General features: G+C 65.5%; 21 protein-coding genes. 9 read left to right on the forward strand and 12 right to left on the reverse strand.

Going from position 1 to position 21,853, the window contains the following annotated elements; all coding sequences use genetic code 11:
• Positions 1-93 precede the first annotated feature (93 nt).
• Positions 94-1,755, forward strand: coding sequence for an RCC1 domain-containing protein (locus FB466_RS03715; RefSeq protein ID WP_141915947.1), 1,662 nt, complete (start codon positions 94-96; stop codon positions 1,753-1,755).
• On the opposite strand, the gene FB466_RS03720 is transcribed toward FB466_RS03715, so the two are convergent.
• Entirely contained in the window at positions 1,752-2,096 is a 345-nt protein-coding gene (locus FB466_RS03720) for a YciI family protein (RefSeq protein WP_141915948.1), read from the reverse strand. The genes FB466_RS03715 and FB466_RS03720 overlap by 4 nt on opposite strands.
• A gap of 211 nt (positions 2,097-2,307) precedes the next feature.
• Here FB466_RS03720 and FB466_RS03725 point away from each other — a divergent pair, with 211 nt between their 5' ends.
• The 6 genes from FB466_RS03725 (at position 2,308) to FB466_RS03750 (ending at position 7,213) form a co-directional block, all read left to right on the forward strand.
• Positions 2,308-4,056 (forward strand): FAD-dependent oxidoreductase, encoded by a 1,749-nt coding sequence (locus FB466_RS03725; RefSeq protein WP_141915950.1) that lies wholly within the window; start codon positions 2,308-2,310, stop codon positions 4,054-4,056.
• Positions 4,053-4,361, forward strand: a complete 309-nt coding sequence (locus tag FB466_RS03730) for a rhodanese-like domain-containing protein (RefSeq protein ID WP_141915951.1) — start codon at positions 4,053-4,055, stop codon at positions 4,359-4,361. The genes FB466_RS03725 and FB466_RS03730 overlap by 4 nt, the downstream gene beginning before the upstream one ends.
• A gap of 2 nt (positions 4,362-4,363) precedes the next feature.
• Positions 4,364-4,675 carry a metal-sensitive transcriptional regulator gene (locus tag FB466_RS03735; protein WP_141915953.1) on the forward strand — a complete coding sequence of 104 codons (312 nt, stop codon included), beginning with the start codon at positions 4,364-4,366 and terminating at the stop codon, positions 4,673-4,675.
• Positions 4,676-4,734: 59 nt separating this feature from the next.
• On the forward strand, positions 4,735-5,613 hold the full coding sequence (locus FB466_RS03740; protein ID WP_141915955.1) for a DMT family transporter: 879 nt from the start codon (positions 4,735-4,737) through the stop codon (positions 5,611-5,613).
• Positions 5,614-5,726: 113 nt separating this feature from the next.
• Entirely contained in the window at positions 5,727-6,605 is an 879-nt protein-coding gene (locus tag FB466_RS03745; RefSeq protein WP_141915956.1) for a DUF4190 domain-containing protein, read from the forward strand.
• 230 nt (positions 6,606-6,835) lie between these two features.
• Positions 6,836-7,213 (forward strand): DUF4190 domain-containing protein, encoded by a 378-nt coding sequence (locus FB466_RS03750; RefSeq protein WP_141915958.1) that lies wholly within the window; start codon positions 6,836-6,838, stop codon positions 7,211-7,213.
• A gap of 82 nt (positions 7,214-7,295) precedes the next feature.
• On the opposite strand, the gene FB466_RS03755 is transcribed toward FB466_RS03750, so the two are convergent.
• Entirely contained in the window at positions 7,296-9,503 is a 2,208-nt protein-coding gene (locus tag FB466_RS03755) for a DEAD/DEAH box helicase (protein WP_141915960.1), read from the reverse strand.
• Between the two features lie 226 nt (positions 9,504-9,729).
• Between FB466_RS03755 and FB466_RS13860 the strand changes: the two genes are divergently transcribed.
• Positions 9,730-9,864, forward strand: a complete 135-nt coding sequence (locus FB466_RS13860) for a hypothetical protein (protein WP_281285151.1) — start codon at positions 9,730-9,732, stop codon at positions 9,862-9,864.
• A gap of 72 nt (positions 9,865-9,936) precedes the next feature.
• Here FB466_RS13860 and FB466_RS03760 read toward each other — a convergent pair whose 3' ends face one another.
• From FB466_RS03760 to FB466_RS03775, 4 genes are all read right to left on the reverse strand, one after another.
• A complete protein-coding gene (locus FB466_RS03760) occupies positions 9,937-10,467 on the reverse strand; it encodes a hypothetical protein (protein ID WP_141915962.1) in 531 nt (176 codons plus the stop codon).
• Positions 10,464-11,336 carry a hypothetical protein gene (locus FB466_RS03765; protein ID WP_141915964.1) on the reverse strand — a complete coding sequence of 291 codons (873 nt, stop codon included), beginning with the start codon at positions 11,334-11,336 and terminating at the stop codon, positions 10,464-10,466. The genes FB466_RS03760 and FB466_RS03765 overlap by 4 nt, the downstream gene beginning before the upstream one ends.
• The gene (locus tag FB466_RS03770) at positions 11,333-12,694 is read right to left on the reverse strand and encodes a glutamyl-tRNA reductase (RefSeq protein ID WP_141915966.1); all 1,362 of its coding nucleotides are present in this window, start codon (positions 12,692-12,694) and stop codon (positions 11,333-11,335) included. The genes FB466_RS03765 and FB466_RS03770 overlap by 4 nt, the downstream gene beginning before the upstream one ends.
• 345 nt (positions 12,695-13,039) lie before the next feature.
• Positions 13,040-13,594 (reverse strand): CGNR zinc finger domain-containing protein, encoded by a 555-nt coding sequence (locus FB466_RS03775; protein WP_141915968.1) that lies wholly within the window; start codon positions 13,592-13,594, stop codon positions 13,040-13,042.
• A gap of 89 nt (positions 13,595-13,683) precedes the next feature.
• Here FB466_RS03775 and FB466_RS03780 point away from each other — a divergent pair, with 89 nt between their 5' ends.
• Positions 13,684-13,977 carry a hypothetical protein gene (locus FB466_RS03780; protein ID WP_141915970.1) on the forward strand — a complete coding sequence of 98 codons (294 nt, stop codon included), beginning with the start codon at positions 13,684-13,686 and terminating at the stop codon, positions 13,975-13,977.
• 331 nt (positions 13,978-14,308) lie between these two features.
• Here the strand turns inward: FB466_RS03780 and FB466_RS03785 are convergent, their stop codons facing one another.
• The 6 genes from FB466_RS03785 to FB466_RS13405 form a co-directional block, all read right to left on the reverse strand.
• On the reverse strand, positions 14,309-14,608 hold the full coding sequence (locus FB466_RS03785; RefSeq protein WP_141915973.1) for a hypothetical protein: 300 nt from the start codon (positions 14,606-14,608) through the stop codon (positions 14,309-14,311).
• Positions 14,609-14,742: 134 nt separating this feature from the next.
• Positions 14,743-18,663, reverse strand: coding sequence for a type VII secretion protein EccCa (eccCa, locus tag FB466_RS03790; protein ID WP_141915974.1), 3,921 nt, complete (start codon positions 18,661-18,663; stop codon positions 14,743-14,745).
• A complete protein-coding gene (locus FB466_RS03795; RefSeq protein ID WP_141915976.1) occupies positions 18,660-19,484 on the reverse strand; it encodes a hypothetical protein in 825 nt (274 codons plus the stop codon). Before FB466_RS03795 ends, eccCa begins: the two co-directional genes overlap by 4 nt.
• Complete coding sequence (locus tag FB466_RS03800) at positions 19,481-20,797, reverse strand: EsaB/YukD family protein (RefSeq protein ID WP_170206008.1); 1,317 nt, start codon at positions 20,795-20,797, stop codon at positions 19,481-19,483. Before FB466_RS03800 ends, FB466_RS03795 begins: the two co-directional genes overlap by 4 nt.
• Positions 20,794-21,159: a hypothetical protein gene (locus FB466_RS13400; RefSeq protein ID WP_170206009.1), complete on the reverse strand. Its 366-nt coding sequence runs from the start codon at positions 21,157-21,159 to the stop codon at positions 20,794-20,796. Before FB466_RS13400 ends, FB466_RS03800 begins: the two co-directional genes overlap by 4 nt.
• Positions 21,152-21,688 carry an FHA domain-containing protein gene (locus FB466_RS13405; RefSeq protein ID WP_170206010.1) on the reverse strand — a complete coding sequence of 179 codons (537 nt, stop codon included), beginning with the start codon at positions 21,686-21,688 and terminating at the stop codon, positions 21,152-21,154. The genes FB466_RS13400 and FB466_RS13405 overlap by 8 nt, the downstream gene beginning before the upstream one ends.
• Between the last annotated feature and the right edge of the window lie 165 nt (positions 21,689-21,853).

Genomic DNA, 21,853 nt, shown 5'->3' on the forward strand with positions numbered 1-21,853 from the left:
CTGTGATTCCCCGCCGATTTAACGGGACAACACAGAAGCTGGGAAACATTGGGCCACCACCTCACCACGTACGGCAGATCGAAACGACCGCGGTTGCGGTACGCGACCGCAACCGGTGTTGCAGCCGTCATTATCGGAATGCTGTCAGTCGGCGGTCCTGCGGTTGCCTATTGGAGCCAGGACGGCACCATCAGCAGCACCGCAACCACATCGACGCTCGCCGCACCCAGCGCTCCAGGAATCGGGACGATCACGGCCGGGTCCCTGGGGCTCTCAGTGACGGCTGCCCAGTCGAGTGATACGTTGAAGCCCCAGTACACCCTGGAACGCTCGACCACCGCGGACTTCCAGAGCCCCACCCGGCTGAGCGCAACCGAGTCCACCTCGGTCACCGACCAAGGCCACCTTCCCCAGATTCTTGTTGACAGCGGCTTTGACACGATCACCGTCGCCGTCGAGAGCGGCTGTGGCCTCGTCTCAGCTGTCGTTTACTGTTGGGGAGCGGGCGGTCGCGGGTCGCTCGGCAATGGATCGAGTGTCAACGTTGGCTCTCCCGTCAAGGTACATACCACCGCAGAGAGCACCGCCTCGGCCCTCCCCGCCGGTGAGCCCGTCACGAGCGTGGCCGCGGGTCTCCGCTCGGTCTGCGCCACGACGGCCCGCAGCGTCTACTGCTGGGGGGCCAATGAATCGGGGGCTGTCGATGGGGTCTCCACCGCCATCAAGTACCGCCCGGTGAAAGTGGCTGGCCTTCCGGATGCCCCCGTGAACGCCCTCTCCGTGGGGGCAGACCACGCCTGCGTCAACGTCCAGGGTACCGGGGTGATGTGCTGGGGCAGTAACAGCGACGGACAGCTCGGCTCCGGGGCTGCCCTCGGTGCCGGCCCCTACGCCCCCCAGAAGGTCCTGATGAATGGCACCGGTCAGATCCCCGCCGGAGCCACCGTCACGGCGACCACCTCGGGGGCAGAATTTTCCTGCATGATCGCCAGCGGCCTGGCCTATTGCTGGGGCAGCAACACCTCCGGCAACCTCGGCAACGGTAACGCCACCAGCAGTTCCACACCACAAAAGGTCCTCATGGGGACAAGCGCGATCCCAGCTAACGCTGTTTTCTCCGATATCTCGACCGATGCCGAGAGCAGCGGTGCCTCCTACCGGAGCGCGTGCGCCGTGGCGAGCGGCTTCGTGTACTGCTGGGGCGGGACGGTAAACGGAGCGCTCGGTAATGGGGGTGTAACCCCCACAACCGGATACGCCGTCCGGGTGAGCGGCCAGACGGTGGCAACGGCCACCTCGGTATCCGCTGGTAACTCCGGGTACTGTTACCTGGCCGCCGGTGTCACGCGATGCTGGGGCTTCAACATCTACGGCCAGCTGGGTATCGGCACAACCACAAACGCTACGACCCCGGTGCAGGCCGGCACCGCTGCGGGCAAAACGGTGCGCCAGGGGGCGGGGGGCGGCCTGCTGCGATGCTGGCTCTACACGGATGGCTCCTCCGGCTGCGCGGGCACGGGCAGCTACTTTCGGCTCGGCGAGGGGCCGGACGGACGCTCGGCCACTGCCAACTCAACGGTGGGTACCATGGTGCGACCGCAGGTACCGGGCTGCAGCGCGAACTCAACGAATCTCGGCGACGGGACCTGTTCCCTCGTGGCCAACACGACGTACTACTACCGAGTGTCCTACACGCTGGGGCTCTGGACGAGTCCGGTGTCGTCGGTCACTACCGTCCGAACCTCCTCCGCCTAGCTCTGGAAGGACCGAACCTCGATGGGCAGGCCGGTGGCGAGCGCGGCCTTGCGGGCCCAGGCGACGGCGGCATCCCGATGCGGTGCCCGGATGATCCACAGCCCGCCGAGGTGATCGGGGCCGCTGAGGTAGGCTCCCTCGCTCAGTTCGACGCGGCCATCGCCCACGGCGCACACAACCGTGGAACCTCCGGGGGGCTGTAGACCGTCGGTAAAGAGAAGCCCCCCGGAGGCCACGATTTCCTCATTCAGGATGGCGAGTTCGCGCATGACCGTTTCGAGGGTGTCGGCGTCGGGGGCGGGGCCGTCCGGCTGGTAGATACTCAGAAGATACGTTTTCATGGTGTCCTGTCCTGTCCGGTGGCCGCGAGCGTGCTACCAGTGCGTACAGACTACGCCGGGGAGGTTCTGCAGGCTAGATCACAGCCGGGGCGCGACGGGCCGCGCCCGCTCCGCCATACGCTGTCGGCAACCTCCCCGCCCAATATACCCTAGGGGGTATAGTTGATATTCAGGCAACGATACCCTCCAGGGTATCGAGATAAGGGGTTCTATGAGCACACACACCACGGTCATCATCGGCGGAGTCGCCGGCGGAATGTCGGCAGCCACCCGCCTGCGCCGACTCGACGAGGAACGCACCATCATCGTCCTGGAGCGCGGTAACGAGGTCTCGTTTGCCAACTGCGGCCTCCCCTACCATCTGGGTGGGGTGATTCCCGAACGCTCCGACCTCGTCCTCCAACGCCCCGCCTCCCTCACCGCACGCTTCGCCCTCGATGTGCGCGTGCGCAGCGAGGTGACGGCAATTGACCCGGATAACCGCACCGTTACGGTCCATGACCTCAGCAACGACTCCGCCTATTCGCTCCGCTACGACAGCCTGGTCCTCTCCCCGGGGGCCTCAGCGAACGGCATTCTCATTCCGGGCGGCAACCGCGCCCACACCCTCCGCGACCTCAGCGACCTGGACCGCATCATGGCGGAACTCAGCCCGCTGGCCCGGCGAGGCGGGGACGAAAAACCGGCGGCCGTTGTGATTGGTGGGGGCTATATCGGTCTGGAAGTGGCCGAAAACCTGCACACGGCCGGCCTCGCGGTTACGATCGTGCAGCGCGGCCCGCAACTGCTCTCGACGTTTGACCCCGAGATGGCGCACCCGGTTGCCGAGCATCTGGTGCACACCGGCATCCCCGTGCTACTCAACTCGGCCGTGGCCGAGATAACCCCCACCGCGGTCCTCCTGAGCGACGGCCGCGCGCTGTCGGCCGAACTTGTGATCGCCGCAACCGGTGTCACCCCTGAGACCGAGCTGGCTGCCGCCGCCGGCCTGCGAATCGGAACATCCGGGGCCATCTGGGTGGATGAGTACCAGCACACGAGCGCCCCACACATCTACGCCATCGGCGATGCCGCCGAAAAAACGCTCGCCGCCACGGCCACCCCCGGAGTGGTGCCGCTCGCGGGGCTGGCCAACCACCACGGGCGGCTCGTCGCCGACGCCATCGCGGGTATCCCCGCCCCGGCCCCGCGCGCGCTCGGCACGGCAATCGTCGCGATCAACGGCCTGGTCGCCGCGAGCACCGGAGCGAGCGAGCGGATGCTGCGCGCCCTAGGTCGCCCGGTTCGCGTCATCCATACCCACCCGAGCAACCATGTGGGCTACTACCCTGGCGGCGAGGCCATGTCGGTCAAGCTGCTTGTTGACCCGGCAACCGATCTCCTTCTGGGGGCGCAAATCGTGGGCGGGGTTGGTGTGGATAAACGCATCGACGTGCTCGCGACGGCCCTGGCTGCCGGGCTCACAGCCTCCGCCCTCGCCGACCTGGAACTCGCGTACGCGCCGCAGTTCGGCGCGGCCAAGGACCCGATCAACATGATCGGCTACATCAACCGCAACCAGGCCCGCGGCCAGGACGACACCGTGCAGTGGCATCAGCTCGCCGGTGAACTCGCCGCGGGGGCGACCCTGCTGGATGTCCGCCCCGCGCCCGCCCGCGCCGAGGGCACCATCCCGGGCGCGCTGCACATCCCGCTCGACGAACTGCGCACACGTGCCGCCGAGGTGCCAACCGGCCGACTCGTGGTGCACTGCCGCGTGGGGCACAGCGCCCACAACGCGCAGCGGCTGCTCGCGCAGCGAGGGCACAGTGTGGTCAACCTGGACGGCGGGTACCTCACCTGGCGGGCCGGTACCGCGGGCACTCACCCGGCCGCGGTAGCGGCAACGACACCCGCACGACCAGCACAATCCACCGCATCCGCATCCGCATCCGCATCCGCACAGGAGATATCCATATGACAGCCCAAACCCACATCAGTATCACGGACCTTGCCGCCCGAGAGCGACCCGTCGTGATTGACGTGCGTGAGGGTGACGAGTATGCGGGAGGGCACATCCCCGACTCACTCAACCTGCCCATGTCGGGCATCCTGGATCGGCTCGGCGAGTTGCCCGAAGGTGTCCTCCACATCGTGTGCGCCTCGGGCGGGCGCAGCGCGCAGGTTGTCGCCTACCTGCGCCGCCTCGACTACGATGCCGTCAATGTGGAGGGTGGCGTGCAGGAGTGGCTACAGCGCGGGCTTCCCCTCGAAAGCGGGCGATAACCGTGGCGCATGTCGCACCGGGCGCAGCGGCATCCGGCTCTCACGCGGGCTCCGATGAGCAGCGGCGGAAGGTAGCCAATCGACTCAAGCGGGCACAGGGCCAACTCGCCGCCGTGATCGCGGCGGTGGAGAGCGGCGGCGATTGCCGAGCCGTGATCACGCAACTCGCGGCGGTGTCGAGCGCCATCGACCGCGCCGGTTTTGCGGTTGTCGCGGGGGCGTTGACCGACTGTCTCGCCACACAGGAGGAGGGCGGCCCGAGCGACGGCCCCACGGTTGACGAGCTCGAAAAGCTCTTCCTCTCGCTCGCGTAGGGTACGGGGTTTCCACACGAATCCCCGTGAGCCCGGCCCCAACCCCCTAATCTGAAAGGGTGATCACACCCCTCATCGGCCTCGTAACCGCGGCCGTGTACGGCTCGGCAGACTTTTTTGGCGGCCTAGCCGCACAGCGCCGCAACCCCGTATACGTCTCGACCGTTGCCGCCCTCGCGGGCGGGCTGATACTGCTGCTCGCCACACTCGTCATTCCCGGCACAATCAGCGCCGCGGCAATCGGCTGGGGAATGCTCGGCGGGGTCGCCGGCAGCCTCGGCCTCACCCTGCTCTACGGAAGCCTCGCCGTCGGGCCGATGAGCATCCTCTCGCCCATCACCGCCGTGATGAGCGCGGTGGTGCCCATGACCGTGGGGCTAGTTCGGGGCAGTACGCTCAGCACGGCGGGATACCTGGGGCTCGGACTCGCGCTCGTCGCCGTCGTTCTGGTGGGCTTCATCCCGGAGAAGGGGGCCGTGCGACCCCGGTTACGGGGTCTCCTGATGGCCGTCGGGAGCGGCTCGTGCATCGGAATTTTCTACGTTTTTATCAACCAGACCCCGCACGAGGCGGGCCTCATCCCCGTCGCCACCGGACGGCTCACGAACGCCGCCATCATGTGCGTCGTGGTGGCGGTTCTTCTCCTCCGCTCGCGTCGGCGGCGCGCACACGGAAAAGGGGTCGTCACGGAAGGCGAACCCCGGCCGCGTCCCTGGGTCCGCCTGGCCCTCCTCGCGGGCGTGATTGATGCGGTGGGCAGCTCACTCTTCCTGCTCGGCATCCGCACGGGGGACCTGAGTGTCATGTCGGTCCTCACCGCGCTCTACCCGGCTGGCACTATCCTGCTCGCCGCCCTGGTGTTGCGCGAACGAGTAGCGCCCGTACAGTGGGGAGGCTTGGCGTTGGGCCTGGTCGCGGCCGTGCTTCTCGGCCAGTAGACGACGAACACCCGGCTATGCGGGTACAATGGCCCCGGATGATGTCTCCACCGTGTCACGGGAACGGTGACGCCCATCCGGGGACTATCACAACACTCGATGAAGGAACGGCCATGACTGACGCGCCACGCAACCCACCCACCGGAGGAGACTCCCCGTCAGATAGCGGCCAGCCGCCTGCCGACGAGCCCGGCAGCTACGAGCAGCCCGGTGACTTCATCTACCCGACCAGCCCCGAGGCCCCCAGCTACGGCTCACCGTCACCGGCCTCACCGCCGCCCGCGGATGCCCACCCGGCCCCCGCCTACGGCTCGGCTCCGGCACCTGTTGAGCACCCTTACGGTGCGCAGCAGCCCTACGGAGCCCCGCAGCAGCCCTACAACGTGCAACAACCGTCGCAGCAGCAGCCCTACGACGCGCCCGCACCCGCATACGGACCGACCACGCCCCAGCCCTACGGTGCCCCGTCGCCCTACGGTGCCGCAGCCGCCGAGCCGGCCCCCGCATACGGACAACCGCCCACCGACCCGACACCCTACAGCCAGCCCAGTGCGCCACCGGCCTACAGCCAGCCAGCCCCGTCGTCACCCTACGGTGCCGCGACTGCGACACCCGCATACAGCCAGCCCGAACAGCCCGGCTACAGCCAGCCCTACGGCACGCCTGGCTACGGGGCCGCCCCCGGCCAGGGTGCCTACCCCAACCAAGCCTACGGAACTACGCCGGTCTACTATGGCCAGCAGCCCCCGCAGCCCAAGGGGCTCAGCATCACCGCGCTCATCCTAGGCTGCGTATCCATCATCCTCGGCTCTATCCTGCTCATCCCAATTGGGGCCATCATCTTCGGCAGCATCGCTCTGCGCAAGGAGCCGAGCGGAAAGGTCATGTCCATCATTGGCATGTGCCTGGGTGGCCTGTTCCTGATCATCTGGGGGTTGTACCTTATTGTGCTGATCATCGGCCTCACGTCGCTCAACAGTTACGGGTACTGACCACCGCTTTTTCTGTTACCCGGTGCACTCGGAGTGCAGGTCCGACCGCTAATGTCACGTCTGCCCTGCACGAAGAGTATTGTGCAAAGAATTCTGTAGCCTGACCGCTCCCGACACCGGTCACATCGGGCATACGGTGCTGTCCCCATCGATAAGATGGACACCCTCATCGACCGGCTCGGGGATGCGTGCCGGAATTCCCGCCTCTACCCGATTCCAAAGGACCTCCCGTGGACCCCAACGTTCAACCCCCTGCTCCCCCGCAGCACTACCTACAGCCCTACCCGCAGCAGTATCCACAGCAGCCCGGCTACGGCCAGCCCACCACCACGTACGTCACCGCGACCTTCCCCGCGCCCCAGCCCAAGGGGCTGAGCATCACCGCAATGATCCTGGGCATCGCCTCCTTTGTCTTCGGTTTCACCTTCCTCGTGCCCGTGGCGGCGATCATCTTTGGGATCATCGGTCGGAGCCGGGAACCAGCCGGTCGGGGAATGGCCACAACCGGCATCGTTCTCGGCATCGTCTGCCTGGTATTCAACCTGCTCATGTCCATCTTATTTTTTGGTGCATTTGCTGCCCTGATCGGCATGAGCACGGGGGTTTAGGCCCCGTCTCGACACACCACAGGACCCCTCTCCGCCGGGCGGAGAGGGGTCCTGTGGTTTTCTGGCGTAAGCCGGACGCGTCCTAGAGCGTGTCGCCCGGGAAGAACGGCGTGAAGTCCGCGGTGATCTCGGCGCGGTCCAGCAGCTCCTTGGTGCGGCGCTGGCGGCTGCGCGGGATGATCGTCAGGACGGTTCCGGTGCGACCGGCACGTCCCGTACGACCCGAGCGGTGCATGTACGTCTTGTACTCGTCCGGCGGATCAGCCTGAATCACCAGGTCAATGTCGTCAACGTGGATGCCGCGGGCGGCAACATCCGTGGCCACCAGCACGTTCACGCGGCCCTTGGTGAGCTTCTCCAGGTTGCGCGTGCGGCGCGCCTGATTGAGGTCTCCGTGCAGACTGACGGCGGGGATACCGGCGTCCTCCAGCTGGTCGGCCATCCGCTCGGCGTAGGCCCGGGTGCGGGAGAAGATCAGCGTCTTGCCCTCGCGGTCGGCGAGCTGCTCGATGATCAGGTCCTTGTCGTTGCGATCAACGAGCAGGACGCGGTGGTCAATCGTGCCGGAGGCCTGGTCTTCACCGGCCACCTCGCGCACCGACGGGTCCACCAGGAACTCGTCAACGAGCATCGCAACGCCCTTGTCGAGGGTTGCCGAGAAGAGCAACTTCTGGCCGCCCTGCTGGGTACGGTTGAGGATGCGCTGTACCGGCTCCAGGAAGCCCAGGTCGCACATGTGGTCGGCCTCATCGAGCACCGTGATGGTGACCTCGGAGAGGTCCAACCGGCGCTGCTCAATCAGGTCCTCGATCCGGCCGGGGGTGCCGACGATGATGTCAACGCCGCGCTGTAGCGCGCCCACCTGGCGACCCTGGGGCACGCCACCGTAGATCTGCGTGGTGAAGAGGCCCACTGAACGCGCAATGGGCTGCACCGTGCGGTCAATCTGGAGGGCCAACTCGCGGGTGGGGGCGAGGATCAGCGCGCGGGGCTTACGGCCCAACTCGCGCTTCTTGCCACCGCCGTTTTCCATCAGCTTCTCCACGAGGGGAGCACCAAACGCGATGGTCTTGCCGGAACCGGTACGACCGCGGCCCAGCACGTCGCGGCCGGCGATAACATCCGGGATGGTCGCGGCCTGAATCGGGAACGGGCTCGGTGCGCCCAGCTCACCCAGCGCACGGGCGATGTTGTCGCCCAGGCCCAGATCCTGCCAGCTGACGCCCTCGACGTCGGCGGCCAGGGTGGACTGCGCCTCTAGGCGCTCAAGGACAACGTCCTCCTCGGGTGTGAAGCGGGGCTTCTCGTCGCGGTTCGGGTAAAACTTTGAGTCAGAACCACCGCGTGCGCCGCGGTCATCGCGGTCGAAGCTGCGTGCGGGGCGGGCACCGCGGTCATCACGGTTGTAGCCGCCCGTGCGGGGGCCGCGGTCGTCACGGTTGTAGCCGCCACGCTCGGGGCGAGCACCGCGGTCGTCGCGGGTGAAACCCGTGGACCGCTCGGGGCGGGCCCCGCGGTCGTCACGGTTGTAACCACCCGTGCGGGCGGGACGCTCGGCGCGGTCTGAGTAGTCGCGGAAGTTGCGCTCGGAACCACGATCGTCAAAGTAACGACGACCGGTGCTCTCCCCGCGGTTTTCGGTGCGGGGTGCGCTACGGTCGGCGCGAGCAGCGTCGGGACGTCCGCCGTCACGGTTGTAGCCACCGGTACGGGGTCCGCGGTCGTCACGGTTGTAGCCATCGCGCTCGGGACGGGCCCCGTCACGGTTGAAGCCGTTGAACCGCTCGGGGCGAGCCCCACGGTCGTCACGGTTGTACCCACCGGTGCGGGGTCCGCGATCATCGCGGTTGTAGCCACCGGTGCGGGGTCCGCGCTCGTCGCGGTTGTACCCACCCGTGGGGCGATCCGAACGGTCGAAGCGGTCCGTGCGCTCACGGGGGGTAAAGTCTTTGCCGCGGCTCGCGCCGTAACCGCCGCGCTCGGGGCGGGCCGGTCGATCATCGCGGGCGAAGCCGCCACGCGGGTTGCCACCGCGGTTGTCGTCACGGCCATAGGCCGGACGGTTGGGACGCTCACCGCGCGACTCGTCGCGGGGGAAGCGGTCCGTGCGCTCACGACGAGCGTCACGGTCCTCGGTGGTCCACCGGGCCTTCTTGACCCCCTCGCCGCCAGCCGTGAAACCGCGGTGTCCGGCGCTGCGGCTGCCGGGGTGTGAACCGCCAGTGCGGCCATCCTTCGGGACGTAGTTTTTGGCAGCTTTGAAGCCGCCCTTTTTGGTGTTTTTGGGCATGATACTTTCCGGGTTGTACTCGTGCATGAATCGCGTGAGTCACAGCGCAGCACTCAAAAGCTGCGAAACTCTCTTACCCGGGCTGAATTGACCGGGACCGTTCACATCGTGTGATTTATCCGCGGTATTGCGAATAAAACCGGCCCACCAGACTTACAAACCCATCCGCACATTAAACGCGGTGTCCAGAGCCGACCTAGACAACCATACGCCATAATCCCTGAAAGTGCACCGCGAATCCTACCCGGGCGTTTCGGGATGCGCGGCGGCACCCACCCGCACCCGCACCCGCACCCGCACCCGCACCCGCACCCAGGGTGAGAAAACCTCACAGATCGACGAAATAAACGTCGATCTGTGAGGAAAAGTCACCCGTAGCGCGGGGGTGGGCGCAGGACGCAGGGCGCGGCGGGGGCAGGGGGACCGGGGGACGCTACTCGGCGCTGCGGCGCTGCTGGAGATCGGCGATCTGGGTGAGTTCTTCGGAGGGGTCGTCGTCCGTGCACTCCGCAACCCACTCGAAGAAGTCGTGGGCGGCGGCGAGCAGCTGATCAATGAAACTGTCGCGGTGAACATCCAGCTGTCGATCGCCGATCAGGATAAACGTCTCACCCCCGCGGTCAAAGAGCGCAACGTCAACCGCCTGGTGCGGAAAACTGCACTCGCCGCGGCCGTTATCGAGGTACTCCTCCACGACCGTGATGAGGTACGACCAGAGCGGCCACACGGCATCCCACATGGTCAGGTCAATCAGCGGGCGGGCGTTGTATCCCAGCAGCAGGGCCCCATCGCTCCACCCGGGCAGCGCGGCGCGGCGCTCCCGCCACACGGCCGCCGCCCTCTCGGGCTGCTCCACCACATCGACGAGGGCGTCGTCGGGATGCTCCACAAAGTCATCCAGACCCGCAATGGGCCGGGTAAAAAGCATTGTACGGGCCGTCAATTCGAGGGAGTTTACGCTCATGGGTTTACCAGCTCCAGCCACTCGCGCAGGAACACTACGCCAGCATCGTCGTGAATGAGATCCCCGGCGACACACACCGGGTAGGGCTTGGCGAGTAGACCATCCGCGGGGCGCACATCCGCGTGCTCCACCTCGTAGCCGCGCTCGTGCAACCAGTCGGCCATCGCGTAGTCGGTGCGCGAGTCGCCCATCGTGCGCCACAGGAGCGGCGGCTCACCATCGGCCTCGATCAGTTCAAACGCGCGCTGCGCACCCCGGTCTTTGCCCAACAGCGCGCTCTCCACATCGGTCGAGATGATGGTGGGGTCGATGCGGTACGCGGTGCGACCGTGAGCGTCCGGCGTGCGGATGTCCCCCCAGACCACGCCGTGACCGTTCGACACGAACCAGTCGTAGACGGCGGCGTCAAGCTCGGGTTGCACCTCCAGGTAGGCGGCGGAGGCCACATCGGTGCGCTGCTCCACGGACACCATGGCGCGCTTGGTCGGGTCGAAAAACACACTGTCCGAGAAGCGTTCAGCGACCAGGCGCTCAGCCCACTCCGCGAGCCCGGCCGGCACGCGCGTCTCGGGGTCAAGGGTGAGGTCGGTGACACCCGCGGTGGACATCCGAAACCACACCGCACCCTTCTCGCACACACCGTACAGTCGCACGTCGTCGCGCAGCCCCGCCCGGAGGAGGGGCGGCAGCACCACCTCACGCAGAAACGCGTCCGAGCGGCCCGTGTTGAAAACGACGGGCACACCAGAGTGGGCGAGTTCCACCAGGAGGAAGGCAATCTCGGGGATGTTGATAGTGCGGGTTATCGGGCTCGCCAACGGACCATCCACATCCAGCAGGAGACCGAGGGCGGGTCGGGGCTGGGTCATCCAGCGTTCTCCGCCTGCGGGTACGTTTCGGCCGCAACCGGCGCGGAGACCACGAGGCCAAAGAGCGCGTTGAGCGCATCGTTGTAGCGTTCGCCTTCGCCCTGACGGGCGAGTTCGCGGGCGCGCACCATGGGCTCGTGCAGCAGCACGCTGACCAGGTGGCGGAGGGCGTGCTCGGTTTCTTTGGAGTGGTCACCGCGGGTGCGCATCCGCTCAATCTCGTCATCGGCGCGGTCGAGGAAATACTCGCGCAGCGCCACCATCGCGGGGGCGAGATTCTGCTCCTCACTCACGCGGGAGAACTTCTTGACGGCCCGGCTCACCAGGTCTTCGGCCTTCTGTGAGGCCTGCAGGGCGGTGATGGGCGTGTGCAGTCGGATGGTTTCGAGGTCAAGCAGTTCGACCCCGGAGACGGTCGTAACATCGGGGTTCACGTTGCGCGGCAATCCGAGGTCCACGATGATCTGCTCGGAACTCGCGACCTCAACCGGCGCGGCGCTCACCGGGCACTCGTCCACCGACGCACCGAAGAGGGGCGCATGTCCGCCCACGCGGCGGCGACCCTGCCGTACCGTGTCCGCGTTGAGCACGAAGCCATCACCGGTGGTGCAGCAGATCACGAGATCGGCGGAGGCCACGGCTGAGGCGTAGCCGTCGTGGGCGATGGCCTCCAGGTCGCGCTTCAGCGCAAACTCGTGCGCGCGGCCCGAGGCCGAGTACACGGCGATGTCGTTGACCCCGCGCTCCTTGAGGGCGGCCAGGGTCACCCGGGCGTAGGAACCGGTGCCCACGAGCAGCACCCGCACGGCACGCCAATCAACCACGCGGCTCTCCACCATCTCCAACGCAAGGCGGGCCAGCGAGCGCTGGGCCTCCCCCACCCCGGCGACACTCTTAATACCGCGCGAGGTCTGGGATGCCCGCTGAAAAAGCCGTTCCAAATCGGCGCTGGTGGTCCCCTCCGCGCGCGCCGTCTCGAGCGCGCGGCGCACCTGGCCCGCGATCTCGTCCTCGCCCATCGCGAGCGACTCCAGGCCGCTCGACACGCGGAAAAGGTGCTCGGCGACATCCATATCGGAGTAGGTATCGAAGGCATCGCGCACCCGGGCCACGTCGATACCGGCCTCAATCGCGATGCGCTCAACAACGCCCTCGTAGGTAACGGCCTCGGCGGCGGTGACGGGTTCGTCCACATCGACGTAGACCTCGACCCGGTTGCACGTGGCCACCGTAACAATGCCCCCAATGAAAGACATCTCGTCGGAAACGCGACGCGACAAGCCGCTGACACCACCCGACAGGGTTTCGAGAATCTCGAAGTCAGCATTCTTGTGACTTGCAGATAGACACAACAGCACAGAACGATCCTAATCCACTCGTGCGGTACGGGGAGCCGCGCTGGCTCCCGGGCAGCTCGGCAACGAGGCGATGCGGATGCCCCACCGACCAGTATCGCAGCGATTCCTGCGAGCGGGCTCCGGGCCGACCCCTCCGCAACGGCGGGTTGCCCGATCGAACTCCACCTCCGCGTACGCGTAGCGGATGCTCATGTCGGCGGGTATGGTGAGGCTGCCGCAGGTCTACCGCCACCTATGAGCGCGAGGCCCCCTCGCCAATTCGTCTCGCGGACCGTCACACGATGGCTCACTAACTGCTTTACCGACCACTGGAAGCAAAGTTTGGTCTTCGAAACAGTTCTTTGCCTATGTAGTGGCAGCTCTGGCCTCTCGGTAGCGTGCAGCCCGGGCCCGGGTGCCGCAGCGAGTGGTGCACCACGCCTGGTCAGTACGGCGGGGCTGGAAGAACATGCCACAACTTGGGGCTAAGCAACGTCTCACAACAACGCTTGCCTGTGACTGCACGAACAGTTGCAGCACCTTTCGGGCAATACGCCCTTGCGCGTCGGCTGCCGTGTCTGTCGTGACGAGATGACCGTGGGCATCGAGAGTCAGCACCACAGGTGCACCCACCGACAGGTTATTGAGGCTTTCACGCACGGGCTTCGGGAGCCGAATTTCTCGGTCTGCGGCGTCGAGCGCCGCGCGAACCAGACTACGCAGCGCGATTAAGGTATCGAGCCGGAGCGTCGCGAGATCGCGGGCTTGGGTGCGAATGCGCCAGGTCGCGGTTAGTCCGACATCGGTGAAGAAGTCGATATCGCCGCTCCCATCGGGCGAGCCGCCGAGCGTGACGGTATTGGATAGGTCAAAAACGTCGTCTTTGCCGATCCATGCCATCTCTGCTAGTTCGCGCATCATGTCTCCATAGTAACGCAATGAGGTCCCAAAAACCGTGATATGTTACTAACGCATTTTATGAAAAAAACGTTACTAGAGAGGAAATTTTTGTGAGTTCAACTATTGAGTACGCCCGTTTCGAGGCCAGCGATGAGACGGCGCTTGTTGCCTCCCGCGACAGCCTGGTCTCCGTGCTGCGCAAGAAATACGGACCTGACTTCATAAGCGCTTTCCTTGGCCGCTTTGAAGATGGCTCGTTCCTCGAGATGATCGTGTGGGCCTCTCCTGAGGCTGCCCAGCGCGCAGCTCGTGAAATGCCCTCATTGCCGGAGGCATCTGGGTTCTTCTCAGCGATCAGCGACGTGCGGGAGATGCACCACATCACGCAGTTGCACGCCGCCTGAGCGGGCAAACCCAGTATCCACCCGAATCGAAGCACAGCCGAAGACCCACTGAGCGGCCACTTTGCCCGGGGAGGTCAGCGATCGCCTCGGTGAGCCCGCTCGATGCGCCGGGGCGGTCGAAGAACACGAGGATGCCGGCGGCGCACTGTTTCGGCGTCCAGCGGAGTCTGCGAATCTCGACGATGGCCGAGGACCCCCGTGGTGACGGAATCGATCACCGCCTGCATGGGCTGCTTCCCGAGCGTCTTGTCGAGTTCGCGATAGGCAACGATCATGCGCTGATAGATGCTCCCGGCCGCTTCGACCTCGATGGGAACAAACCCAGGCCAAATCAGTCCCAGTCGATGGTTCGGTCAGAGGAAACCGCTAGAGCCTCATCGAGCGCCCGTGTGCTCTTCGTCCAGGTGGTCAGCCACCACCACTGGAAGCCGGTTTCCTGCTTCAGCACCCGTAGCTTGTTGACAAGTTCTGCGCTGTACATCACGGTAAACGACCGGTCGAGATCATCACTGTAAATGCTCGTTGTCCTGAGGTACCCCATCGTGTCCGGGTTTCTACGATACGCATTTTTGGATGCGGAAAAGTTCAGGATGTCATCAAAGTCCCAGAACACTATCGGACTCTTACTCATGCCTGCCCTTCCCTCGTGTGGGACCAAGCTATAAGGACAACCTGAACCAGTCCACTCGCTCATACGACAACCCGATTAGACCTCTCAATCCACGAGCAGCCGCGGGAGAAAACACAGCATCCAGAGGGTGAGCGTTACCCGCCAGGGCCAGGAGATGACACTGTTGCGTTAGCGATTTGGATGAGTCGTGTCGGTTGCCCGCGCCGCACCAACTTCGCCCGCCCCGGCGGTGCCTGCGCCGCATGCACCCCCGGCCACAGCGCCCCCTCCGACCGCTCACCCGCCAGAATGATCCCGGTCGCCCCAGTATCCTTCAGCGTCTGAATGGTGTTCTCATACAGCGCCCGGGCCGCCCCGGCCACCGGCCGCGTCAGCAACACATTCAACCCCAAATCGCGCGATGACGGCAGATACGGCAGCAGATACTCCAGCGGGTTCGCCCCGCCCGGCGCGAGAATGTCGTAGTCGTCAACCATCACCACGATCCGTAACGCCGCCGAGCTCTCCCCGTTCTGCCTCTTCTCCAACTCCTGCGCAAGCGAGGCCCCCAGCTCCTTTGCCTTGATGGAGTTGTTGGCGTGCCCACCCAGATACTCGTCCGGGCAGGCCCGGGCGAGGTCCCCGCGGGGATCCATGAGCGCGATGACCAGCTCGTCCGGGGTATGCCGTTCGATCAGGCCGTTCATGACGTGCCTGAGCAGTGTGGTCTTGCCCGATTCGGTATCCCCGAGCACCAGGAGGTGCTGGTCACGGCCACCCAGATCAAGAAGCGCGGGCTCCATGGTGTCTTGCCGCAGACCAATGGGCACAGCATCCGGTTCGTCAAAGATGTCCGGCAGGGTCGCCGGGTCAAGATCCTCGGGAAGCAACCGAATAGGTGAGGCTCCCGGGCCAGCCCAGGACGCTGCAGATTGCTTCGCCAGCTCGCTCAGGGCATCCCCGATGCTCTCGTCATCAACATCATCAATCACCGGCAACGCCACCTGCGCAAAAAGCTTGTCTTCGGTAATCACGCGGCCGGGCTGTGTGGAGCGGATCGTTTCGGCCAGTTTCCGGGCAATGACAGACTCCGTCGGGTCGTTCAGGCGCAGCTCAAACTTGTTCCCGATGAGCGGCTGAAGGTTCATTTTGAGTTCGTTCCACCTCGTGAGCCCGAGCACGAGGTGGATGCCAAAGGATCCGCCACGAGTCAGCAGGTCAGTGAGGGGCGCTTCAAGCTCTTCAAAGTCGGTGCGGACCATCCCATACCCGTCGATCAGGAGGATGACATCCGGCGAGATGATTCGCGGCAATTGCCCGGCTTCGTGTTTGCTCCGAAACTGCGCCAGCGACTCGATCCGGTGCTCACGGAAGATGGCCTCGCGTTGCGCCACCATCCCGCCAATTTCTTCCAGCAGGCGCACGAGTTGCTCGCGGTTATTGCGGGTGGCCACACCGCCAACGTGGGGGAACCCGTCAAGACGCGCAAGCCCGTTTCCGGTCAGGTCCATGCCATACATCGTGACCTGCCGCGGAGTGTTCACTGTGGCTGTCGCGGCTGCGAACGTGCGTAAGAATGTGGAGCGGCCGCTCTGCGGCGCACCAATAATGGCGAAGTGGCCGCCGTTGCCGCCCAGGTCAACCTCCCACGGGTCCTGTGTCTGCTGCGAGGGATTATCGATGAGCCCCAGGGGGATCGAGAGCGGTGCCCGGTGCGGGTTGTTGATGACCTGGAACAGTGCCAGCCGATCCGGGAGCGGCGGCAACCACACCGGCGCTGTTACGGTTGTGCCGGGCCGCAGCCGGGCAACGGTTTCGTCGATGAGTGACGGGCCGGTGTTGGGACGGGCGACCACAACATCCTCTGCGGGAATATCGCTGCCGTCGACGGTCGTCGCGATGGTATTAAACGGTGGCTGCACGAGCACGCCAAATCGTTCCGACTCTTCGACGGGTTCCCTGCTATCGGTGGGCACCGGACCGGATACGTACCCGGCTTTGAACCGGGTGTAGATACTCGTATCCACCTTCAAATACCCAAAGCCGGGAATTGCAGGCAGATGGAACGCATCCGGAGTATTGAGCACCACGGAGGATTCCTGCTCAGAGAACGTTCTCAGCCCCAAACGATACGACAGGTAGGTGTCAAGGCCACGCAGTTTGCCGCCCTCGATGCGCTGGCTGGAGAGCAGCATGTGCACACCAATAGATCGCCCAATGCGCCCGATCGTGAGCAGCAGGTCGATAAATTCGGGTTCCGCCGTGAGGAGTTCACCAAACTCATCAATGACCACAAACAGGTGCGGCATCGGTGGCAGATCGGGGTTGAGGCAGCGGGCCTCCCGGTACTGGGTGATGGAGGCCATTGACCCGGCATCCTTCAGCTGTTGCTGGCGGCGGACCACCTCACCGGCGATGGAGGCCCGGGCGCGCTCGGTGAGCTGCGCGTCGTCGGCGAGGTTGTCGATGAGGCCAGCGATATGTGGCAGACCCTGGAACGGGCTGAACGCCGCGCCACCCTTGTAATCCACCAGAATCATTGCCAGATCCTCCGGTGAATGGGTCAGCGCGAGGCCCAAAATCAGGGTGCGAAGAAACTCCGACTTTCCCGAACCGGTCGCACCGATACAGATACCGTGCGGCCCCATCCCCGACTGAGCCGACTCCTTCACATCAATATGCACGGGCCGACCCAGGTCATCCAGCCCCACGGGAACACGAAGAAAATCGCGCGGCGAACGAGCGGTCCACCCCGCCGGGCTCACCTGTGCGATAGACCCGATACCCAGCAACTCGGTGACATCAATATCGCGGGCCTCCTCCCCCTCCTCTCGCGACGACACGGACAGGCGCAGCGGCGCGAGCATCCCGGCAATCCCGGCAAAAAGGTCCGGGCCAACCGGGTCAGGAGCCACCTCGTGGGTGTTAATGTCGGTGCGGGTGTCCCGGATGCTGAGGGTGCCGTTGTGGTGGACGATACGCACGTGAACCTCGGTGGGTTCGTGCACACGATCGGTCACCAGGTGGACAAAGGTAATGCCCAACTGGGAAAAATCCTGGATACCCTCCGGAATCGGGATCGGGCTAGCAACCCGGCCGGTGTCATCGACAAACACGATGAGCGCGGATTCGGAGTGGGTACCGCCGGTGCTGCGAGCACGGGCGTGCGCCCGGCCAGCACGATCCATCAGTTCCCCGCCGATAACGCCGTAGAGGGCCTGAGTGGAGGGGGCCACACGGCGGGCCGGAACCGGGCCGTCCCACAGGTCCGCGCAGAGAGTGTGCGGCAGCAGGTCAACTCCGTACCAGTGGGCGGCGTTGCCAGGCGGATACACAAACCCCAGCTGCACGTCGTCGGGCGAGTGCAGCGTGGCCAACTGCACGACCAACGCCCGCGCCGTTTCATACACCTCGGCCGGGGAGCCCACGATGGACACCCGGTCGGCGTCCTTCAGCGCGACGGTAACGGGCATCCCGGGCACGGCCGAATAGTTATCGCTCAGCTGGGTGGCCTCGGTCACCATGATCGGGTCAAATGGCTGTACCGGGTTCGGATCTACCGGGGCCTCCACCCCAAACCACGCAACCACACCGGTCCCCACCCTCACCCGAAGGTAATCGGCGTCCCTACGCCGCCGCTCCCACACCCGCTCCGGGTTGCGAATAATGTCCGTCAGAGCCACAGGTTCCGGGTCGAGCTGCTCAGCCCGGGCACGAGCGGCATCGCGTTCGCCCCGCAGCGTCGCGCGGAGTTTCTCCAGGTAGTCGAGGTAGCGTTCCCGGCTGCGCTTACGCTGCCTGGTGGCATTGCCCTTTTGTGACAGGGCCATCCCCACACCACCCACCAGCGCTACGACCAGGATCATGGCCCCGATAACAACCATGATGGGGTTCGCCCGCAGCACCACAATCATGGTGATGGACGACAGCGACCCCACAACCGGAAGAAGAGACTGCAACGGGATGCCGCCAACGGGGGCGTCCCCGAGCTGGGGCGGGGGCGCAAGTTCGGTGGGTTCTGGCGCGGTCACCGGGGTGGTGATGCGGGCGGGTCGGTGGATGATGCGTGAGCTCAACGGGCATCCTTTCCAGATCGATCGGGTGCCATGAGGGCCGCAGCCAGCGTCATCACCGCGTTGATAGTGGATGCCCGCAGCCGCGTGGTTTTCACCGTGCGGGACAATCCCGGGTCGTAGGCGAAAACCACAGCGGGGAACGGCAGCGTGGGGGCGACGATGCCGGGCCACGTGGACCGGGTACCCGCGGCATCCACGAAGGCCACCCTGACCGGCTGCCCTGTCGTCGCGCGCAGGTGATATGCAAACGCGATGCTGTCCTCCGCCACAGCCCGGTCAAACGGCGAAATCAGGCACGTGTGGTGTCCCGTGGCGACGATCTCCAAGCACTCCGTAGTGTTGCTCCGGGTTCCCCAGTCTGTGGCGGCCACGTCAAAGAAACGGGTCATCGGGGCGACGTGGGCGTACCACTCACGAACCCCGGCACGCTGCCCCGGAGGCAGACCACCCGGTGTGAGGGCAACGTGTTGCGCGAGGGCGGGGAGGTCGGTCATCCAGGTTCCGGCCCGGTACTTCAGCCGGTCTAGGACCTCCTGTGCGAGACCACCTGACGCCTCAGAGGTGTCTGGAACTGTCATGCCAGATCGGCGCACACCCGGTTGCAGAAAGCCCGTCGTCCCTCCGGTCTCCACCTGCAGCACACGGCCCGGCCGGCGACTCGTCAGGAGGCGAGCGGCGAGGGTGGTCACCGTCGATACCCCCGAATGTGGCACGAGCGAGAAGAACGACACGCGTCGACCGGTGGGCGTCGGGGTGGCGATTCTGTCGGCGCGTTCGATCAGGTCACGCTGCCAGGTGGCACCGGGCAGAAGATGCGTCATGAGAAGGTGCTCAGCATCATCTCGAAAATCCCAAAACAGCCCATCACAGCCGGAACCATCACGAGCACACAGACGCCTTCGAGAAGGTCACCGAGGCGGCGCAGTCGGGCGCGCACATGCGCAGCGGGCTGAACCCCCATCAACACTGCGACCAGAACGACGGCACCCGCGGCCCCTGCCACAACGACGACCAGGTCAACATCAGAACGCATCGCGACACCGGCGATACCGCCAATGACCGCCGCGACCCAGAGGGGCCACACCTGTACTGCCAAGGGCACGACTCGGGTGCGGAGCATGAGCACCAGGATGAGGGCCGCCCCGAGGATGCTTGGCCACAGCTCCCCCGAAGCCAGCAGCCAGATGCCGGCGGCTGCCGCCGGGATGCTCACGGCATACACGGCCCAGGTCAGCACCAGGTAGGCGCGCTCCACCGCCGTCTCAACGCGGCTGCGTTCCGGTAGTTCACCGGCAATCACCCGATCATCCAGGCTCGTGAGCTGGGCGACATTCATCGCGACAACGGGTGCCGCACCCAGCAGCACCGTGCAGAGAACCGCAATGACCGCGCATGTGCCGGTCACAGGAGCCCCGGCCGTCACGGTGAGGATCGTGGCCACCCCAATCAGGATGCCGACGCCGGCACCGGCAAGTGCGGCCCGGTGCGACCGCCCCACCCCATACCCGAGGCCCAGGGCCAGGGCCACCCAGACGACGAGCCACACAACCGCGAGGGCAATGACAGGGGAGAGAGGCACGCCCAGAATGTCAGCAATCCCGCCGGTGACAGACAGGGCAGTCCCCACCGCGAGGGCGGTAAGTGCTGTGGTCACCCAGCGCTTACCGAGCTTCCCGGCAATCACCGCACCACCGACGCCCAGGACGAAGAGAACCGCGCCCATCACCTGTCCCAGGCCGTGCAGGTTGAGCAGCGCCACACAGGCGAACACCCCGAGACCGAGCCCACCGGCGACCTCGCGGTGCGCAGCGCTCCAGCGGGCGGTGCTGTGGTCAAGGGACTCGGCGACAAAATCCGTGACGTCGGTGACCTCCGGAGGCGCCGGCGCATCCTCCAACCGCACCAAGCGCAGCACGGTGCCGTCGGCGATACCTTGTTCCTCGGCCGTTGCCGTGCGTTCAACTTCCTCGCCCAGGCTGCTCACCAGGGTGAGAGGCCTAGCGAGGTTCTCGGCGGGTTCGTGGAGGAGTTCGGCAATGTCGGGGACGAGCAGGCCAAGCGGGTCATCATCCGGGATGACGAGGGTTGCTTTGTGACTGCTACCGATCACGGTAATCCGGGTAAACGTGGTCACTGAACACCACCCTCCTCTTCGTTCACACTGTTCGGGTCCGGGGCCACAGGCGCAGCCGGTGCCGGGACTGGCGCGGGGTTCTCGGCGGGGTTCGTCACGGCCGGGGTGGGTTCCGCGGGCACGGTTGTCGTCGTTACCTGGTCTTTTTCGTCCTTTTGCGCCTGCAGCGTGGTCGTCACAAACGACACCCCCGCACACACCGCGCAGGCCACCGCCGCAAGGATGACGCTGACAAACATCCTGTTTGCCAGTGTCGACGCCACACGTCTGGAGCCCAGAGAGCCGAAGAGGAACGCCCCGCGCAGACGCTCCCGGTGTGTTTTGACGGCTTCCAGCAGGGCCTGGTCATCGTATTTACCCATGCGCGCTCCTCGAGTCTGGTGTTCCGACTTTACGGACGACAACCGTCATCACGTGGCTTTCGACCAGAATCTGCGCGCCGATCGGCAACGGCATCCGCACCTCGGGCTCCAGCTGCAGGGTGACACCAGCCGGGGTATGCAGGGCGGTGCCGTTGGTGGATCCCAGGTCTCGGATGAAGAAACCGTCTCGTGGGTCGTGCTCGATCGCGAAGTGGTTGTTTGACATTTTCCGTGCCAGGTCCGTCACCGCGATGATGGTTTCGCTCTCCCGCCGGGCGGTCGGGTTTCGCCCGACGACGGTCCATGCGCCGAGGGTGTGTTTTGCTGCTCCATCAATCACGAGTTGCACGGTGCCGAGCCTCGGCCCGGCCTGAGACGGGGTCGCACCCATAATGTCGAACAGCGAGCCTCGGATACCGTTGTCCAGACGCGGACCGTCCGTGAGGTTCCGCACTCGCGCTTCCGCCCGGGCGATGTCTTCCGCACGCGGGTCCGTCTCCGGCTGGGGCTGCGCACGGTGCTCGTTCATGACAGGTGAAGGCGCATGGCCGGTCGGGGGCTGCGTGTGTTCAGGGGGTTGAGCGATGTTGCGCTCTGAGCCACGGGGACGGCGTGGGGTATCGGCTACCGTTTTTTCGAACCCGGCCCCCGCACCCATCATCTGGGCCAGGGAGGACACTCCTGAGTCTCCGGA

The sequence above is a fragment of the Klugiella xanthotipulae genome (assembly GCF_006716695.1).
Taxonomy (GTDB): Bacteria; Actinomycetota; Actinomycetes; order Actinomycetales; family Microbacteriaceae; genus Klugiella; species Klugiella xanthotipulae.

Coding starts and splice junctions, on each gene's coding strand:
- FB466_RS03730 (WP_141915951.1), top strand. CDS start 4,053: ATGACAGCCCAAACCCACATCAGTATCACGGACCTTGCCGCCCGAGAG.
- FB466_RS03795 (WP_141915976.1), bottom strand. CDS start 19,484: ATGACGCATCTTCTGCCCGGTGCCACCTGGCAGCGTGACCTGATCGAA.
- FB466_RS03775 (WP_141915968.1), bottom strand. CDS start 13,594: ATGATGCGCGAACTAGCAGAGATGGCATGGATCGGCAAAGACGACGTT.
- FB466_RS03785 (WP_141915973.1), bottom strand. CDS start 14,608: ATGAGTAAGAGTCCGATAGTGTTCTGGGACTTTGATGACATCCTGAAC.
- FB466_RS13400 (WP_170206009.1), bottom strand. CDS start 21,159: ATGGGTAAATACGATGACCAGGCCCTGCTGGAAGCCGTCAAAACACAC.
- FB466_RS03745 (WP_141915956.1), top strand. CDS start 5,727: ATGACTGACGCGCCACGCAACCCACCCACCGGAGGAGACTCCCCGTCA.
- FB466_RS03760 (WP_141915962.1), bottom strand. CDS start 10,467: ATGAGCGTAAACTCCCTCGAATTGACGGCCCGTACAATGCTTTTTACC.
- FB466_RS03720 (WP_141915948.1), bottom strand. CDS start 2,096: ATGAAAACGTATCTTCTGAGTATCTACCAGCCGGACGGCCCCGCCCCC.
- FB466_RS03725 (WP_141915950.1), top strand. CDS start 2,308: ATGAGCACACACACCACGGTCATCATCGGCGGAGTCGCCGGCGGAATG.
- FB466_RS13405 (WP_170206010.1), bottom strand. CDS start 21,688: ATGAACGAGCACCGTGCGCAGCCCCAGCCGGAGACGGACCCGCGTGCG.
- FB466_RS03765 (WP_141915964.1), bottom strand. CDS start 11,336: ATGACCCAGCCCCGACCCGCCCTCGGTCTCCTGCTGGATGTGGATGGT.
- FB466_RS03755 (WP_141915960.1), bottom strand. CDS start 9,503: ATGCCCAAAAACACCAAAAAGGGCGGCTTCAAAGCTGCCAAAAACTAC.